13 protein-coding genes and 1 tRNA gene are annotated in these 15,268 nt (G+C 67.7%); 7 read left to right on the forward strand and 7 right to left on the reverse strand.

Going from position 1 to position 15,268, the window contains the following annotated elements; translation table 11 throughout:
- The first annotated feature begins 203 nt into the window (after nt 1-203).
- Nucleotides 204-1,139 carry a phycobilisome rod-core linker polypeptide gene (locus KUG43_RS15720; RefSeq protein WP_216910624.1) on the forward strand — a complete coding sequence of 312 codons (936 nt, stop codon included), beginning with the start codon at nt 204-206 and terminating at the stop codon, nt 1,137-1,139.
- Between the two features lie 16 nt (nt 1,140-1,155).
- Here KUG43_RS15720 and crtD read toward each other — a convergent pair whose 3' ends face one another.
- Nucleotides 1,156-2,718, reverse strand: coding sequence for a C-3',4' desaturase CrtD (crtD, locus tag KUG43_RS15725; protein ID WP_286194878.1), 1,563 nt, complete (start codon nt 2,716-2,718; stop codon nt 1,156-1,158).
- A gap of 1,245 nt (nt 2,719-3,963) precedes the next feature.
- Here crtD and KUG43_RS15730 point away from each other — a divergent pair.
- Nucleotides 3,964-4,905 (forward strand): fructosamine kinase family protein, encoded by a 942-nt coding sequence (locus tag KUG43_RS15730; protein WP_216910626.1) that lies wholly within the window; start codon nt 3,964-3,966, stop codon nt 4,903-4,905.
- Between the two features lie 13 nt (nt 4,906-4,918).
- Here the strand turns inward: KUG43_RS15730 and KUG43_RS15735 are convergent, their stop codons facing one another.
- Entirely contained in the window at nt 4,919-5,290 is a 372-nt protein-coding gene (locus KUG43_RS15735) for a CAAD domain-containing protein (RefSeq protein WP_216910628.1), read from the reverse strand.
- Nucleotides 5,291-5,333: 43 nt separating this feature from the next.
- Here KUG43_RS15735 and KUG43_RS15740 point away from each other — a divergent pair, with 43 nt between their 5' ends.
- The 3 genes from KUG43_RS15740 to KUG43_RS15750 are packed head-to-tail and all read left to right on the forward strand — an operon-like array spanning nt 5,334 to nt 7,765.
- Complete coding sequence (locus KUG43_RS15740) at nt 5,334-5,780, forward strand: M67 family metallopeptidase (protein ID WP_216910630.1); 447 nt, start codon at nt 5,334-5,336, stop codon at nt 5,778-5,780.
- Between the two features lie 22 nt (nt 5,781-5,802).
- Entirely contained in the window at nt 5,803-6,972 is a 1,170-nt protein-coding gene (gene moeB / locus KUG43_RS15745) for a molybdopterin-synthase adenylyltransferase MoeB (protein ID WP_216910632.1), read from the forward strand.
- A complete protein-coding gene (locus KUG43_RS15750; RefSeq protein ID WP_216910634.1) occupies nt 6,929-7,765 on the forward strand; it encodes an ion channel in 837 nt (278 codons plus the stop codon). The genes moeB and KUG43_RS15750 overlap by 44 nt, the downstream gene beginning before the upstream one ends.
- Nucleotides 7,766-7,774: 9 nt before the next feature.
- Here the strand turns inward: KUG43_RS15750 and KUG43_RS15755 are convergent, their stop codons facing one another.
- Entirely contained in the window at nt 7,775-8,938 is a 1,164-nt protein-coding gene (locus KUG43_RS15755) for a cob(I)yrinic acid a,c-diamide adenosyltransferase (protein ID WP_216910636.1), read from the reverse strand.
- A 51-nt stretch (nt 8,939-8,989) separates the two neighbouring features.
- On the opposite strand from KUG43_RS15755, the gene larE reads away from it, so the two are divergent.
- Nucleotides 8,990-9,862: an ATP-dependent sacrificial sulfur transferase LarE gene (larE, locus tag KUG43_RS15760; RefSeq protein WP_216910638.1), complete on the forward strand. Its 873-nt coding sequence runs from the start codon at nt 8,990-8,992 to the stop codon at nt 9,860-9,862.
- Between the two features lie 31 nt (nt 9,863-9,893).
- On the opposite strand, the gene speD is transcribed toward larE, so the two are convergent.
- The gene (gene speD, locus KUG43_RS15765; RefSeq protein WP_216910640.1) at nt 9,894-10,388 is read right to left on the reverse strand and encodes an adenosylmethionine decarboxylase; all 495 of its coding nucleotides are present in this window, start codon (nt 10,386-10,388) and stop codon (nt 9,894-9,896) included.
- A gap of 89 nt (nt 10,389-10,477) precedes the next feature.
- Nucleotides 10,478-11,569, reverse strand: coding sequence for a DNA replication/repair protein RecF (gene recF / locus KUG43_RS15770; protein WP_216910698.1), 1,092 nt, complete (start codon nt 11,567-11,569; stop codon nt 10,478-10,480).
- Nucleotides 11,570-11,658: 89 nt separating this feature from the next.
- Here recF and KUG43_RS15775 point away from each other — a divergent pair.
- Nucleotides 11,659-11,732: transfer RNA gene (locus tag KUG43_RS15775), tRNA-Arg, on the forward strand.
- Nucleotides 11,733-11,753: 21 nt separating this feature from the next.
- Here the strand turns inward: KUG43_RS15775 and KUG43_RS15780 are convergent.
- Together KUG43_RS15780 and ppc are read right to left on the reverse strand one after the other, a co-directional pair.
- Entirely contained in the window at nt 11,754-12,224 is a 471-nt protein-coding gene (locus KUG43_RS15780; protein WP_216910643.1) for a GNAT family N-acetyltransferase, read from the reverse strand.
- A gap of 16 nt (nt 12,225-12,240) precedes the next feature.
- A complete protein-coding gene (gene ppc, locus KUG43_RS15785) occupies nt 12,241-15,243 on the reverse strand; it encodes a phosphoenolpyruvate carboxylase (RefSeq protein WP_216910700.1) in 3,003 nt (1,000 codons plus the stop codon).
- Nucleotides 15,244-15,268 lie beyond the last annotated feature (25 nt).

Below are 15,268 nucleotides of genomic sequence, written 5' to 3' on the forward strand. Positions count from 1 at the left end.
CTGAGCTTTTCTTGTCCTTTCTCAATCCTTCGTGGTGAAGGATTGTATGGATTGAGCGCTGTAACGATCCGCTTTTCTTCGCTCTGAATCCAGTAAGAATCGCGGCTTGACATCGCTGGCGGGTAAGTCCTCCTGAGGAGCTCTTTTCATTGAGCTCCTGCCCGTGGCGATGCTCTTCTCCCTGCCCTTTGTGTAGTTTTCCCATGGCCCTGGTCCAAGCCCCTTCCCTTGGCATCGAGCGTTTCGCAGATGATCGCAACAAGGAGAACTGGTCGAAGGCATCGCCGCAGGATCGTGATGGCATCATCCGGCTGGTCTATCAGCAGGTGCTGGGTCAGCAGTATGTGATGCAGAACGAGCGTCTTGTCGGTGCTGAATCCCTGTTCCGAAACGGTTACCTCACCGTGCAGGAGTTCGTGCGCACTCTGGCCAGAAGCGGGCTCTATCGCGCCCGTTTCTTTGAATCCTGCAATCCTTACCGCTTCATCGAGCTCAACCACAAGCATCTGCTCGGCCGGGCTCCCCACAACAAGGCCGAGATGCTGCACCACTTCACGATCCTGCAGGAGCACGGCTACGACGCCGAGATCGATTCCTACATCGACAGCCCTGAGTATCAGGAGCGCTTCGGCTCCGATGTGGTGCCCTATCTCCACGGCTGGGACTATTCCGCCGGTCACCAGGGTCAGCAGTTTTCCTGGCTGATGCAGCTGGCCGGTGGCGCCGCCGCTTCGGTGAAGGGTGACAGCGCCGGCACCCGCTTCAAGCTCGGCCGGGCCCTGCACCAGGATCGCGCGGTGACGGTGTCGGTCAACCGGCCCCGCTTCAGTGGCGAATCCTTCTTCCAGGCCAACCTGGGCCAGGGGGGTGCCAGCGTGGATGGTCCGGTGTCCCGCAACGGCCAGCCCACCGATCCCTCCCGCGGTCACCGCGAGGAGGCTCTGGTGGTGTCGGCCGGTGTCCGTGGCACCAGCGGCTCCAGTGGCCGGGTGGCCACCATCACCGCCACCGGGCTGGTGAACAACGCGGTGGTGCGCAGCGGTGCCTACGTGATGCGGGTGCCCTACAGCCGCATGAACGAGGCCCTGCAGCGGGTGCAGCGTCTCGGTGGCCGGGTGGTGCGCGTCAGCGTCAACTGAGACAGCGCCTGGGGGGTCAGGGCCGCAGGTCCACCCCCCTCCGGGCCAGCAACTGGCGGCAGGCCATCAGGGCCGAAAGGCTCACCCCCGCCGTGCCCTCGCCGGGGTGAATGGCATCGCCGCAGAGCCACAGACCCGCCAGGGGGGAGCGGCTGGCCAGGCCGAAGGGCCCGAATCGGCTGGGGTGCTGGCCCAGGCCACCCACATAGCCCATGGGCCGGCCTGTCCAGCCGGCAAAGCCCCGGGGGGTGGACAACTCGCCGTGCAGCCAATCGGCAGGCCCCACCCCCAGCAGCTGTTCCAGGCCCCCCTGAATCGCGGCCATCGCCTGTTGCTTGCGGGCCTGATAGTCGGCCTCCTCCCCGCCGAACCAGGGCCGGGCCGGGGTGAACACGCTGGCAATCACCGTGGCCCGCCCGGCGGGGGCCCGGCCATCCCCCTCCTGGCTGACCGAGACGAACAGGGAACCCGCTTCGGTGGCCGCCAGCTGCAGATGGCTGGGGCACCCCGGCGGCAGCTTGTTGCGCTCGATGGCTCCGTAGAACACCAGGGCCCCGCTGGGTTCATGCAGGTTCTCAAGCCGACGGCGGTAGCCGGCAGGCAGGGCGTCCCCCAGCAGGGCCGGCAGGGCCTGGGGGGGCAGCGTGACGACCACCTCCGTGGCCTCCAGGCCGAAATCTGACTCCGGCGTACGGGAATCGCCGGGGCGTGCCTGCAGTCGCCGGCCCATGATCTGCCAGCGTTCGTTCGGCTGAACGGGCGGCCGCAGCCGTTCGACGCGATGCCGCAGCCGCAGCCGACCGCCCTGCTGTTTCAGCGCCTGCTCGAGGCTGTCGCTGAGGGCCTGCATCGAACCCTCCAGGTGCCAGAGGCCCAGTGGTTCCTGCACCATCGCCAGCACCGTGGCCCCGTAAAGCGCGGCCGTGCGATCGGCTGGCTCCTGGGAGTAGAGCTTCAGCTGCAGATCGAGGAAGCGCCGCAGCCGCCCGTCGCCGGCGCAGCCTGTGATCCGCAGCAGGTCGGCCACCGTGGCGAAGCTGAGCAGGCCGCTAGCCAGCGTGCCTGGCCCCACCGCCCCCAGCAGCTGAGCCAGATCCCACCAGGTGCGGGGCGGCAGGACCGGATCCTGGGAGGCGAAGGTCCAGTTGGCCCGGTGCAAAGCGTCGCAGAGGGCCCAGAAGCGGGCACTGCCGGGGAACTGCCCCAGCCGCTCCTGACGCCAGCGCTCCGGGTCGCGCCAGATCGACACCGGCCCATGGCCATCGCCCAGATCCACCACGCAGCCGGGATCGAGCGGCACGGCCGCCGGAGGCGCCACCCCCAGATGGCGGAACAGTCGCGCGTGGATGCCTGCGGGGTGGCCAGCACCTCCGTGCTCCAGCCCTGCCACCTGGGTGGCCCCCACATCGAACACGTACGGCCCGCGCCGAAAGGTGCCGGCACAGCCGCCGCTTTGGCGATGGGCTTCGAGCAGTTCCACCTGAAGCCCCTGCTTGGCCAGCAGCGCCGCCGCCGTCAGGCCGGCGATGCCGGCACCCACCACCGCCACGTCTGTCCGGTCCTTTTCGCTGGGGGTCAATGCTGCACAACGGCATTACCATCGATGCTGCCAGGCATGCAGGCGCTCCTGTGGCTCAAGGCTGTCGGCCGGAGTGAGTCGAAGCAGTGGTCGGGTCGTGCAAAAGCTCCCTGCTGAAGGTGGGGGTCACGCCCGTGAAGATGCATCTGAGACATGCATGCGCATCAGATGCGTGGCGATCCCGGGGCCGCTTTCTGAATGTCATGCACCTGTTTGCAATTGGTTGAGTATGGCAACACGGCATGGAGCGCTTTTGTGAGCGGGCAAGGAGAGTCAAAACGGCCTCCAGCTCTCTTGAAAGCCTATGCACTGCAGCTGATCTGGCGTTTGCCTCATGTTCTTGGCGCCGAGCCAGCTATGGAGGCTGCTGCAAGATCACGGCGACTCCATTGTTGGTTGTCGAACGCTGTGCCGCCTGAGCTTGGGCGCGATAACGTCCAAGCCGACTATAGAATTTCCGTGCCATTTCTCTGTCACGCCCGCCATCCCAAACACCATGACTTTTGGCTTTCTCGCAATCCGCGGTCTCGTTTCCTCTTCTCGCCGTCATATCCCTTTCAAGTTCTGTCTTGGGGGCGCCTTCGTAGCTTTTGGCCTCTCAGAGCCCGCTCAATCGCAAGACGCTACGACATGTGCGGCGCTAAAGGATCTGACGGTTGGTAATAATCCTCAAAATTACACACCTTACTTGCACTGGCGACGCCAATGGCAGCCCAGCCCTTGCGATCATTTTTCGATGAACTGATCAGCAATGTCGAGTACCACTTGCTTGACAACGCTTCTGGGGGGTATTCGGCTTGCTACGACACCAATAGGTCGTGAGCCATCCTGCAATTTCCTAACTGGTGATGTTGCCAAGCTGGCGATCCTTGATTCTTGGACGGCTTCTTCTGGGAACGTTCAGTTTGTCAAGAATAAGTATATTCTGGGTCCAGGCCGGGGCCCTGAGAGCCAACTGCCAGGGCCTGAGCCAGGCCTGGGCGCTGCGGCTGCTTTCGGCATGAACCGCAAGCTTCGCTCCCGGATCAAGCGCAACTCGTTCTCACTATGAGCGCGGTCCGTCGTCTTGAGCCCACCTTCCGGTGGGCTTTCTTCATGGTGTGCCGCGATGAGGCTGGTTTCAACCAACCTCTCAATCACGCAAGCGCGTGGAGGAAGTGAGTCTCACCATGGATACTCTGGAAGGTTGTTGGATCTAGATCACGGGCCAGAGGATGTCCAGAGTGGCCAGGAGACTCCTCCCCAATGACCCATCCCGACACTCTCTCCCCCTGGCTGACGGAACGCCTCGGCATGGAGCTGGTGCGCTGCACTCCAGTGGGCGGTGGCTGCATCCATTCCGCCTGGTGTTTGGATCTGATGGATGGCAGCCGGCTGTTCGCCAAGACCAACGCGGCCTCCGCGTTGCCGCTCCTGGAAGCTGAGGCGGAGGGGCTGCAAGCCTTGGCGGTGGCGGCGGGGGAGCACGGTCCGCTGGTGCCCGTGCCGCTCGCTTGCGGACTGTCGGGCCCTGTGGCCATCCTCGTGCTCTCTTGGCTCGACCTGGAGGGCGGCGGCTCCGCGGCGCAAGTGCCGCAGTGGCGTCGCCTGGGGGCTGCACTGGCGGGTCTGCATCGCCACAGCCTCACCCTCACATGCGCGGCGGGGGATCGGGGCGGAGCCTCCTTCGGCTGGCACCGCGACAACGTCATTGGTGCCATCCCCCAGCGCAACGGCTGGGACGACGACTGGGGCCGATTCTTCGTGGAGCGGCGCCTGGCCCCCCAGCTGGAGCACCTGGCCAGCAGCGGCACACCCCTGCGGCAGGCCCAGGCGCTACTGGAGCGTGCCGGCCAGTGGCTGGCGGACCATCGGCCCGATGCCTGCCTGGTGCACGGCGACCTCTGGAGCGGTAACGCCGCCATCACCAGCGGCGGCCAGGGGGCGATCTTCGATCCGGCGGTCTACCGGGGCGACCGGGAGGTGGACCTTGCCATGGCAAGGCTGTTCGGCGGCTTTCCCGAGGCGTTCTTCGAGGGCTACACAGAAGCCTGGCCATTACCTGCAGGCCACGAATTCCGCCGAGATCTGTACAACCTTTATCACGTGCTCAACCATGCCAACCTCTTCGGCGGCTCCTACCTGGGCCAAGGCCAAGGAGAGATCAAAAAGCTCCTGAGCCGGGGGGCGGCCCAGGAGAGGGGGTGATGAAAGCCGGGGCTCAGCTCAGGTATTCCTTGCGCAGGGTCTGGAGCTTGGCCATCACGGCTGAGCGCTTTTCACCCGTGGTGAGGTTGTGCCAGCTCCAGTTGCCCACCACCACCAGTCCGAGCAATTCCAGCAGGCCCGGCACGATCGGCAGCAGATTGATGGTGTCGAGCACACCCTTGATCAGGATCTGGGCCACGATCACGGCCAGCAGGACGCCGGAAGCCTTGCCGATGCGGCCCACCTGGCTCCAGTCCACCTTGTCGAGGGTCTCGTTGACCTTGCCGATCACTTCGCTGTAGCGCTCGGTGAAATCCACCTCCGCGGCGCTGCTGGTGGTGTCGTCCTGCATGGTCTCCTTCACCTCGGTCGTGCTGTCGATCATGGAAGGAGAGGTCTCCTGACGGAATGATGCATAACGTACCGGTGTGAACCCACAGACGCCAGCAGAATTGCGGCTTGGTCGGCAGGCGCTGACGCTGCTGGAGGCCGTGCTGGTGGCGGCCGCCCCCGAGGAGGGCTGTGCCCTGCTGATCGGGGGCCGGGATCCCTTGGTCGTCCGGCGCGTCTGGCCCTGCCTCAATGTCTGGGAGCCGGCCGCCGAGCGCCGTCGCCGCTTCGCCCTCGATCCGCGGGAGCAGCTGCTGGCGCAGAAGTGGGCCCGCGCCCGGGGGCTGAGCGTGTTGGGATCGGCCCACAGCCATCCGCTCTCGGAGCCCGTGCCTTCGGCCCTCGACCGGTCCCTGGCCTTCGTCCCCACCCTGATGCTGATCCTGGGGCAGGGCCCCGCCGCAGGGGAGCCCCGTTCCCTGGCCTGCTGGTGGTTGCCGGAGCAGGGCAGCCCCCGGCGGTTGGCGTGGAGAATGGACGGTTAGTGCGTCGTGGATCTCCACCGCCATGCTTCCTCCCGACACCAGTGCCGTCCAGCTCAGCCCCGATGAGGTGGTGCGTTTCTCGCGCCACCTCATCCTGCCGGAGATCGGCATGGAGGGGCAGAAGCGGCTTAAGGCGGCTTCGGTGCTGTGCGTCGGCACCGGCGGCCTCGGCTCGCCCCTGCTCCTGTATCTGGCCGCCGCCGGCGTCGGCCGCCTTGGCATCGTCGACTTCGACGTGGTGGACCACAGCAACCTGCAGCGCCAGGTGATCCATGGCACCAGCTGGGTGGGCAAGCCCAAGATCGAATCGGCCAAGGCCCGGATCCACGAGATCAATCCCCACTGCCAGGTGGATCTCTACGAAACGGCCCTCACCAGCGACAACGCCCTCGAGATCATCGCCGGCTACGACATCGTCTGCGACGGCACCGACAACTTCCCCACCCGCTACCTGGTCAACGACGCCTGCGTGCTGCTGGGCAAGCCGAACGTCTACGGCTCGATCTTCCGCTTCGAGGGCCAGGCCACGGTGTTCAACTTCGAGGGCGGGCCCAACTACCGGGATCTCTTCCCCGAACCGCCACCGCCGGGCATGGTGCCCTCCTGCGCCGAAGGGGGGGTGGTGGGGGTGCTCCCCGGGATCATCGGCATGATCCAGGCCACCGAAGCGGTCAAGTTGATCACCGGCATCGGCACCAGCCTCAGCGGCCGCCTGCTGCTCTTCGATGCCCTCAAGATGAGCTTCCGGGAGCTGAAGCTGCGCCCCAATCCGGAGCGCCCCGTGATCGACAGGCTGATCGATTATCAGGAGTTCTGCGGCGTGGGCGGCTCGGCCCCCGGCCAGGAGGAGGCGGGCAGCGTGCCCACCATCACTGTGGCCGAGCTCAAGACCCTGATCGACGGCCAGATGGAGGATCTGCTCCTCGTCGATGTGCGCAATCCCCAGGAAGCCGAGATCGCGGTGATTCCCGGCGCGGTGCTGGTGCCCCTCGATCGCATCGAGAGCGGCGAGGCGATCGAGGATGTGCGGCGCCTGGCGAACGGCAAACGGCTCTACGTGCACTGCAAGCTGGGCGGCCGTTCCGCCAAGGCTCTGATCGCCCTGGGCCGCCACGGCATCGAGGGGGTGAACGTCCAGGGCGGCATCGATGCCTGGAGCCAGGAGGTGGATCCTGACGTTCCGCGCTACTGATCCCCTCTCTCCCGCCAGACAGCGGTGGCTGGAGCGCCGCCGTGTTGAAGCCCGGCGGCTGATCGCCCTCGAGAAGCGCTTCCTGCCGTTGTTGATCTCGGCCATGCTGCCGGTCCTGGTGATGCCCCTCACGGCCACCCGGGGCTGGGGGGCCAACCTGCTCCTGGCCCTGGTCTTCAACCTGCTGATCCTGCAGTCGATCCTGACCCTGCCGGTGATCGCCGGGATGAGCTACGCCCGCCTGCGCCAGGACATCTTCCGGGGGATCGGGGTTGTGGGAGGCCTGGGGCTCTGGGTGCCGGTGCTCATCGGCACCTGGCCCGGCGGAGTGTTCCGCGCCGTGGAGATGGTGCTGCTGAGCCTGTTTTTTCTCGCCACCTCCCTGCGGCTGGTGCGGCTGCTGGCCCGGGTGCCGCGGGTCAATGGGCTGGTGATGGCCGGCGCCGCCGCGGGCTATCTGCATCTGGGCCTCACCGGCGGCGTGCTGGCCACGGCCACCCAGGTGCTCGTGCCCGGCAGCTTCAGCCTCGGGGCGGCCGCCAGCAACCAGCTGCTGCTCGACCGGCTCACCTACTTCAGCTTCGTGACCATCGCCGGCGTCGGCTATGGCGATGTGCTGCCGGCCAATGCGGTGGGGGAGCGCTTCGTGATCCTCCTCAGCGTCGCCAGCACCCTCTATGTGGCCCTGCTGGTGGGCCTGCTGCTGGGACGCTTCATCGCCTCGGAGGAGGTGGAGATGCTGGAGAACGACGCGCTGGACCTCGAACGGGTCGAAGGGCCCGGCAACCCCTGACCGGCAGGCTCAGTAGTCGACGCCGCGCTTGAGGTCGACGCCCCGCTCGGCGTAGTGCTTGTGGCACACCATTTCGGAGTGGACGCTGGCCAGATCGAAGTAGGCCGGCCGGCTCTTGCAGCGGCCCGTGATGATCACCTCGGTTTCTGTGGGCTTGCGCAGCAGGGTCTGGACGATCGGCTCCACCGGCAGCAGTTCCAGATCCACCGTCGGGTTGAGTTCGTCGAGGATCACGGTCTTGTAGAGGCCGCTGGCGATCGCGGCCCGGGCGATTTCCCAGGCCCGCTCCGCCTCCACGTAGTCGATCGGCTGCTGCTGTCCGCGCCAGACGATCGCGTCGCGCCCCGAGCGCAGGTGATCCACCAGGTGGGGGTAGCTCTCCCGCAGGGCGGCGATCGCCGCGTCCTCGGTGTAGCCCGCCCCGCCCTTGAGCCACTGCAGGATCAGCACCCGGTGGCTCTTGTCCTGGCTGATCCCCCGGCCGATGGCCTGCAGGCCCTTGCCCAGGGCGCTGGTGGATTTCCCCTTGCCTTCGCCGGTGTAGATCTCCAGGCCCTCCAACCCCTGCTGGGGGCCCCTGTGGGCCCGCATCTCCGAGTGCAGGTCGGCCAGCTGCACCAGCTGGCGCGGCGCGCCCCGGCCGGTGCAGATCATCTCCATCCCCGGCGGCTTGGTGGCCAGGGTCCGCACCACCTCTTCGGTGTCGAGCAGGCCCAGGTCGAGCACGGGGTTGAGCTCGTCGAGCACCACCACCGAATAGAGGTTGCTGGCGATCGCCCCCTTGGCGATGTCCCAGCCCCGCTGGGCCTCCTGGTGGTCGAAGCGGGTGGCTTCCGCGGCGCTGAAGTGGTCGCCCCGACCGGTGCGGACCTGGTCGATCAGGTGCGGGAAGCCTTGCTGCAGGGCCTCGATGGCACTGTCCTCGTCGTAGGCGCGGCCGGGGCCCTTGAGGAACCGCAGCAGCAGCACCCGGGTGCGCTTCTGCTCGCAGATGCCCAGCCCGATGGTGCGCAGCACCACCCCCAGGGCCGCCTGGCTTTTGCCCTTGCCTTCCCCGTCGTAGACGTGCAGCTGGCCGTGGGCGCGCTCGTCGCTGCCGGCGGCCGTGCGGATGCCGATGCCCCGCCCGGTGCCGCGCTGGGGGGTCTGGGTGCTGCGGGCGGCGGGGGGCATGGGCGGGGGGATATGACCCGGATGCTACCCAGCCTTGCCAGGATCGACGCCATGCCCACCCCCGGCCGCCTCCACCTGCTCGAAGCCCTGCCCGCCCCCCTGGAGCGGGGCCTGGAGGCCCTCTGCCGGCAGCTGGAGAGCTTCCCCCAGGTGGTGGTGGCCTACTCCGGCGGCGTCGACAGCGCCCTGGTGGCCGCCCTGGCCGGCGACCGGCTGGGGGAGAGGGCCCTGGCGATCACGGGCGTTTCGCCGGCCCTGGCGCCCCATCTGCGCCGGGAGGCCAGCGACCAGGCCCGCTGGCTGGGCCTGCGCCACCGTGAGCTGCCCACCGCAGAGCTGGCCGATCCCACCTACACCAGCAACCCCCAGGACCGCTGCTACGCCTGCAAGCGGGAGCTGCATCGCCTGCTCGCCCCAATCGCCGCCGCCGCCCAGGGGGCCCAGGTGCTGGATGGGGTCAACCTCGATGACCTGGGCGATCACCGGCCCGGCATCCGTGCCGCCCGCGAATTCGGTGTGCGCTCGCCCCTGGCCGAGGCTGGCATCGACAAGGCGGGGGTGCGACAGCTCTCCCGGGCCCTGGGCCTGCCCTGGTGGGACAAGCCAGCCCAGCCCTGCCTGGCCTCCCGTTTTCCCTATGGCGAGCCCATTGATGCCCCCCGGCTGGCTCGCGTGGCCGCCGCCGAGGACTGGTTGCGTCAGCGGGGATTTCCCGAACTGCGGGTCCGCAGCCAGGGGGAGACAGCACGCATTGAAATTCCCGCCGCCGGCTTGCCGGCGGCGCTGGATTCTCTCGCCCATGGGGAGTTTCGCCCCCAGTTGGTGGAGGCCTTCAGGCACCTCGGCTTCACTGCCGTGGCCCTGGATCTGGAGGGGCTGGTGAGCGGCAAGCTGAACCGCTCCCTCGGGGGGCATCGGAACTGACCGATACCCGGGCGTGCCCCTTGCCCCGCACTCAGGCGCTGGCCAGGTGGGGTTCCCTCTGGCTGTCGATCAGGGCCTCGGGCGTCTCGCGGCGGAAGCTGGTGAGCTTGTGCCGGCCGGATCCGAGCTCCTCCCACAGGACCTGACAGGCCTTCTCGGGCATGGTGTGGTCACCGCAGGTGAACACATCCACGGCCGCATAGCCCGATTCGGGCCACGTGTGAATGGAGATGTGGGACTCCGCCAGCAACGCCAGGCCCGTGACGCCCTGGGGTTCGAAGCGATGGGTGATCAGGTTGAGCAGGGTGGCACCAGCGCGTTTGGCTGCTGTCGTGATGGTGTCCCTGAGGAAAGCTTCGTCGTCGAGCCTTGCGCAATCGCAGTCGTAGAGCTCGAGGATGCAGTGTTTCCCAACCGCGTCGGTGATGTCGCCTGGGGCGGAGACGGGCCGTGCAATGGCGTGGGTGGGGGAGGCGGAGGGCTTCCATCCCGGGTTGGGATGCAGGCTGGAAAGGGTTTGGTTCATCGAATCCGGTCAAACAGGTCTCACCATACGCGTCAGGAGCACGGATCAGTGGTTCGCCAGGTTGCCTGCGGCGACAGGGGGATCGGGCCTCAGGCCACCAGGGCGCCGCTGCGCAGTTCCACCACCTGGCTGTGGGCCCGCCAGCCGCTGCTGAAGGCCTCCAGATGGGTGGCACTCACCAGGCACTGGTGGCCGTCCCCCACCGCCTCCAGCAGCAGCTGCTGGCGACCAGGATCGAGTTCGGCCAGCACGTCGTCGAGCAGCAACAGCGGCGGCTGACCCACCACCTGGCCCACCAGGTCCAGCTCCCCCAGCTTTAGGGCCAGCACCAGGGTGCGCTGCTGGCCGGCGGAGCCGTAGCGCCGCGCGGCCTGGCCGCCGATCAGCAGCGCCACCTCGTCCCGGTGCGGCCCCACCTGGCACTGGCCCAGCCGTTCCTCCTCAGGCCGCTGCTGACGCAGTTGTTCCGCCAGGGCCTGGCGCCAGGGTCCCTCCTCGTCGCTGGCCTCCGCCAGCAGGGTGCCGCTGATGTAGTCGAGCTGGAGCGGTTCGGCGGCCCCGCCGATGCGCTGCTGCCAGGCCACCGCCAGCGGCTCCAGGCGCCGCAGGGCCCGCTGGCGCCGGCGGTGCAGGCGGGCGCCGACCAGGGCCATCTGCTGATCGAACGCGTCCAGCAGTTCCTGCCGCTGGCCGGCCGCCAGTCCCCGGCGCAGCAGCTGGCTGCGCTGCCGCAGCAGCCGCCCGTAGCGGCTCAGCAGGGCGCCGTAGACGGGTTCGAGCTGCAGCACCACCCTGTCCAGCCACTGGCGCCGCAGGGCGGGCTCCCCCCGCACCAGGTCGAGGTCGAGGGCGCTGAAGCCGACGCAGCGCAGGGGGCCGATCAGGTCGAGTTGCCGCTCCAGCCGTTTGCCGTTGCGGAACGCCTGGCGGCCGCCACTGCGGCGCAGCTCCAGCTGCAGGCTGTCGGCCTCGTCGGTGAGGGCGCCCAGGCGGCTCCAGGGGTGGCCGTGGCCGATCAGGTCCCGGTCGACGCTGCAGCGGTGCGACCGCAGGCTGGTGAGCAGCTCCACCCCTTCCAGCAGGTTCGACTTTCCCTGGCCATTGCTGCCGATCACGAGCAGGCGGGGCGCCTCCAGCGTCAGCCGCAGGCCGTCGATGTTGCGGAAATGCCGGAGGTCCAGGCGGTGCAGCCGGATGGTTCTGGGGCGGTCAGCCGCTAAGGTACCGCCATCGGAGGGAAAGGTCCTGTGGGACCCCTACCGCCGTGGCAGGGCATGTAGCTCAGTTGGATAGAGCGTCAGATTCCGGTTCTGAATGTCGGGGGTTCGAGTCCCTCCATGCTCGTCAGCCCCGTCCCTTTCTCGGTCACCCGTCTGCCTGGGACCGCAGGTCCAGGCCCATGGCCCGGATGCCACCGGGATCCACCACAAACCCTGCCCGGGCGAGGGCGTTGAGGGCCTCGGGTGGGGCGGACAGGGAAATGCTGCAGCCGCTCAGTTCCCGCCGCAGGCGAGCCAGGGCGGCCTGCACCAGGGCCCCGATCACCTCATCCCGGCAGGGATCGGCCGGATCGGCCACCAGGTCCCAGAGGTTGGCGTTGAGGGCCTGATCGCTGGTGGCCCGCACAAAGCCCACCAGCCGGCCGCCCGGGTCGAGCACCACCAGGTGCCAGGCGCTGCGCGCCAGCACCCGCTCCCAGCGGTCGCTGCTGCGGGGTGAATCGCCGCAAGCCTCCAGCAGGCGATTGAGGTCGGCCGGTTCGGGGTCGTGCTGATGGAGCAGGGCGTAACCCTCCCGCAGGCGTGGGGTCGAAGGCTGGCTGCGGAAGGGGATCAACAGAGAGTTCAGGGAATCAGCCCGTGTTGCGCATGCCTGCGGCGATGCCATTGATGGTAAGCAGGGCACCGCGGAGCAGTTCGCTGCGGCTGTAGGTGCGGCCGTCGCCGCCTCCGGGCCCGTCGCTCGGCCCCTCGCTCATCGGCGGTTGCCGTTTCTGCTCCCGCAGCCGGCGCAGCAGCGCCACCTGCAGATAGCCCAGGGGAATGATCGTGCGGTTGCGCAGGTCGACCGACAACTGCAGGGCCGGGTCGCCGTCGAGGAGCCGGCTGTGGTTGCTGATGCGCAGCACCAGGGAATGGGTGAGGGCGAACTCGCTGGCGATCGACGCGAAGATCTGCTCGAAAACCTGCTTGTTCTGGGGGCGTCCCAGGGAGGTGACGTAATGGCCGGCAAGCTCCAGATCGACCTTGGAGAGGGTCATCTCCACCTTGGAGATGAGCATGCGGAAGAAGGGCCAACGCTGGTAGAGCAGCTGCAGCAGTTCCATCTGCTCACCATCGGCATCGAGCTCGGCTTGCAGGGCCGTGCCCACGCCGTACCAGCTGGGCAGCAGGAAGCGGCTCTGGGTCCAGCCGAACACCCACGGGATCGCCCGCAGGCTGGAGAGATCCTTGGCACCGCTCTTGCGCCGCGCCGGGCGGCTGGAGATCTGCAGCTTGCTGATCTCCTCGATCGGTGTCACCTGCTGGAAGAAGGCCACCAGGTCGGGGTTGTCATGCACCAGGGCCCGGTAGTGGTCGCGGGAGCGGGCGGCGAGCCGCTCCATCAGCACGTTCCAGGTGGGGGTGTCGTCCACTGGGGTGCTCACCATGCTGTTCTGCAACACGGCGGTGGTGACCGTTTCCAGGTTGTAGAGGGCCAGCTCGGGCAGGGAGTACTTGGAGGCCAGCACCTCCCCCTGCTCGGTGATCTTGATGCGCCCTTTGAGGGTGCCGCTGGGCTGGGCCAGGATCGCCTGGTAGGCGGGGCCGCCACCCCGTCCCACCGAGCCGCCACGGCCATGGAAGATGCGCAGGGCGACATCGTGGGCATCGGCGAGCGACTGCAGTGCGATCTGGGCCCGGTGGATCTCCCAGTTGCTGGAAAGGAAGCCGGAATCCTTGTTGCTGTCGGAGTAGCCCAGCATCACCTCCTGCAGGGGCTGCTCGCCGTCGCTGTTGCTGATCAGCAGCTGGCGGTAGAAGGGGTCGGCGAACAGGCGACCCATCACCGCCGGGGCCCCCTGCAGGTCTTCCACTGTTTCGAACAGAGGGATCACCAGCAGGGCCGACTTCTGGGCCATCGGATCCACCAGCCCCGCCTCCTTGGCCAGCAGCACCACCTCCAGCAAGTCGGACACCGTGTGACTCATGGAGATCACGTAGGTGCGGCAGATGCGCCGGCCGAATTCCTGCTGCAGCCGTTGCAGCATCCTGAACACGGCGAAAGTCTCGGCGGTGGGCGCACTCCAGCGGGCCGCCGGTGGCAGCAGCGGACGGCGGGTCTTGAGCTCGTTCAGCAGCCACTCCACCCGCTGCTCCTCGTCCATCTCCCCGTAGGGCACCGGCAGCAGCAGGTAGCGGCTGAGTTCGTCGATGGCGTCGCTGTGGCGGGTGCTCTCCTGGCGGATGTCGAGGCTGGCCAGGGAGAAGGCGAAGATGTGCACCTGGCTGAGCAGGTCCTGCAGGGCTTCGCAGCTCAGGCCGGTGGCATCAAGGCTCTCCTTGACCAGCTCCAGGTCGGTGCGGAACTCCTCCACCGAGGCGTAATGGAGTTCCTGGGGCGGGGCCGGCTCCATCAGGCTGGTGAGGCCGGCTTCGTGGCCGGAGGAGCCATCGCAGGGGGATTCCCAGCCCGCTTCCGCCAGCTGCTGGTTGCGTTGCTGGGTGAGCCGCAGCCGCTCGAGGGTGTAGCTCAGCTTGAGCCGGTAGGGCTCGAGCCGGTAGCGGGCGGCCCGTTCCTCGTAGATCTCCGGGAAGCGCAGCCGGTCCATCTCCAGGGATTCCAGTAGTGCTGCGCTCACCTGGCTCCACTGCATCGAGATGCTGAGCTGGTCACGCAGGATGGACACCGCCTGGATGTAGCGGGCCAGCATCATCTGTCGCTGGAAGCAGGCCGTGCGCCAGGTCACATCCGGCGTCACCGAGGGGTTGCCGTCCCGGTCGGAGCCCACCCAGGAGCCGAAGGTGCAGAAGGCGTCCCGGGGTGGTTGCACGTCGGGGTAGCTGGCCGCTAGGGCGGCGCGGATGCGCTGGCGCAGCTGGGGCAGGGCATCGAAGAGCACCTGCTGGAAGTAGTGCAGGGCGTAATCGACCTCGTCGATCACCGATGGCTTGAACTGGTGCAGCTCATCGGTGCGCCACCACAGCCGGATCTCCTCCTCCAGCTGCTGGCGCAGCCGGTCGTTGTCGTCCGGGTTGCCCTGGCCGTTCACCTGCAGCTTCTGGATCAGGGCCGCCACCCGGCGCTGCTTGTGCCGCACGGTGTGGCGCACGATCTCGGTGGGGTGGGCGGTGAACACCAGCCGGATGTCGAGCTCCCGCAGCAGGTTCTCGAGTTGGCCCGGCGGCACATTCAGGGCCCGCAGGCGCTCGAACAGCTGGCGGAAGGTGGCCGGATCGCTCTGGCTGGCCAGGGCAGGCAGGAAGGGGTCGTTGCTGGCGGGGGCGGGGGCCCGTTTGATGCTTTCGAGGTAGCTGTCTTCCTCGATGTGCTGCTCAAGGATGTTGACCAGCTGGAAATACAGGGAAAAGGCCCGGGCGGCGGCGATGCCCTCGGCCAGATCCATCGCCTTGATCAAGGCCACGATGCCGTCGGTGTCGACGGCGGAGGAGGCCTCCGGATCCAGACCCGGCGCCACCGGACCGCTCAGTTCCTTGAGCCGCAGCAGGCGGTCCACCTGCTCGGGTGGGCACTCGCTGCGCAGCACCGTCTGCCAGAGATCTTCCACGAGCTCCAGCCGTTCGGTGAGCAGGCGGATCACCCCGGGGGAGGCCTCGGCGGGAACGACCGAGGGTTCGGTCAGCTGGAGCCGCATGGGGGCGGTGGGCGCGGGGTTGCTG

This window comes from Synechococcus sp. CCY 0621, from assembly GCF_019038465.1.
In the GTDB taxonomy this organism is placed as follows: Bacteria; Cyanobacteriota; Cyanobacteriia; order PCC-6307; family Cyanobiaceae; genus Cyanobium.

What these genes read in the sequence shown, in the direction of transcription:
- larE (WP_216910638.1), top strand. Translation starts at nt 8,990, where the DNA reads ATGCCCACCCCCGGCCGCCTCCACCTGCTCGAAGCCCTGCCCGCCCCC.
- KUG43_RS15735 (WP_216910628.1), bottom strand. Translation starts at nt 5,290, where the DNA reads ATGATCGACAGCACGACCGAGGTGAAGGAGACCATGCAGGACGACACC.
- moeB (WP_216910632.1), top strand. Translation starts at nt 5,803, where the DNA reads ATGCTTCCTCCCGACACCAGTGCCGTCCAGCTCAGCCCCGATGAGGTG.
- ppc (WP_216910700.1), bottom strand. Translation starts at nt 15,243, where the DNA reads ATGCGGCTCCAGCTGACCGAACCCTCGGTCGTTCCCGCCGAGGCCTCC.
- KUG43_RS15730 (WP_216910626.1), top strand. Translation starts at nt 3,964, where the DNA reads ATGACCCATCCCGACACTCTCTCCCCCTGGCTGACGGAACGCCTCGGC.
- KUG43_RS15750 (WP_216910634.1), top strand. Translation starts at nt 6,929, where the DNA reads ATGCCTGGAGCCAGGAGGTGGATCCTGACGTTCCGCGCTACTGATCCC.
- KUG43_RS15755 (WP_216910636.1), bottom strand. Translation starts at nt 8,938, where the DNA reads ATGCCCCCCGCCGCCCGCAGCACCCAGACCCCCCAGCGCGGCACCGGG.
- speD (WP_216910640.1), bottom strand. Translation starts at nt 10,388, where the DNA reads ATGAACCAAACCCTTTCCAGCCTGCATCCCAACCCGGGATGGAAGCCC.
- KUG43_RS15720 (WP_216910624.1), top strand. Translation starts at nt 204, where the DNA reads ATGGCCCTGGTCCAAGCCCCTTCCCTTGGCATCGAGCGTTTCGCAGAT.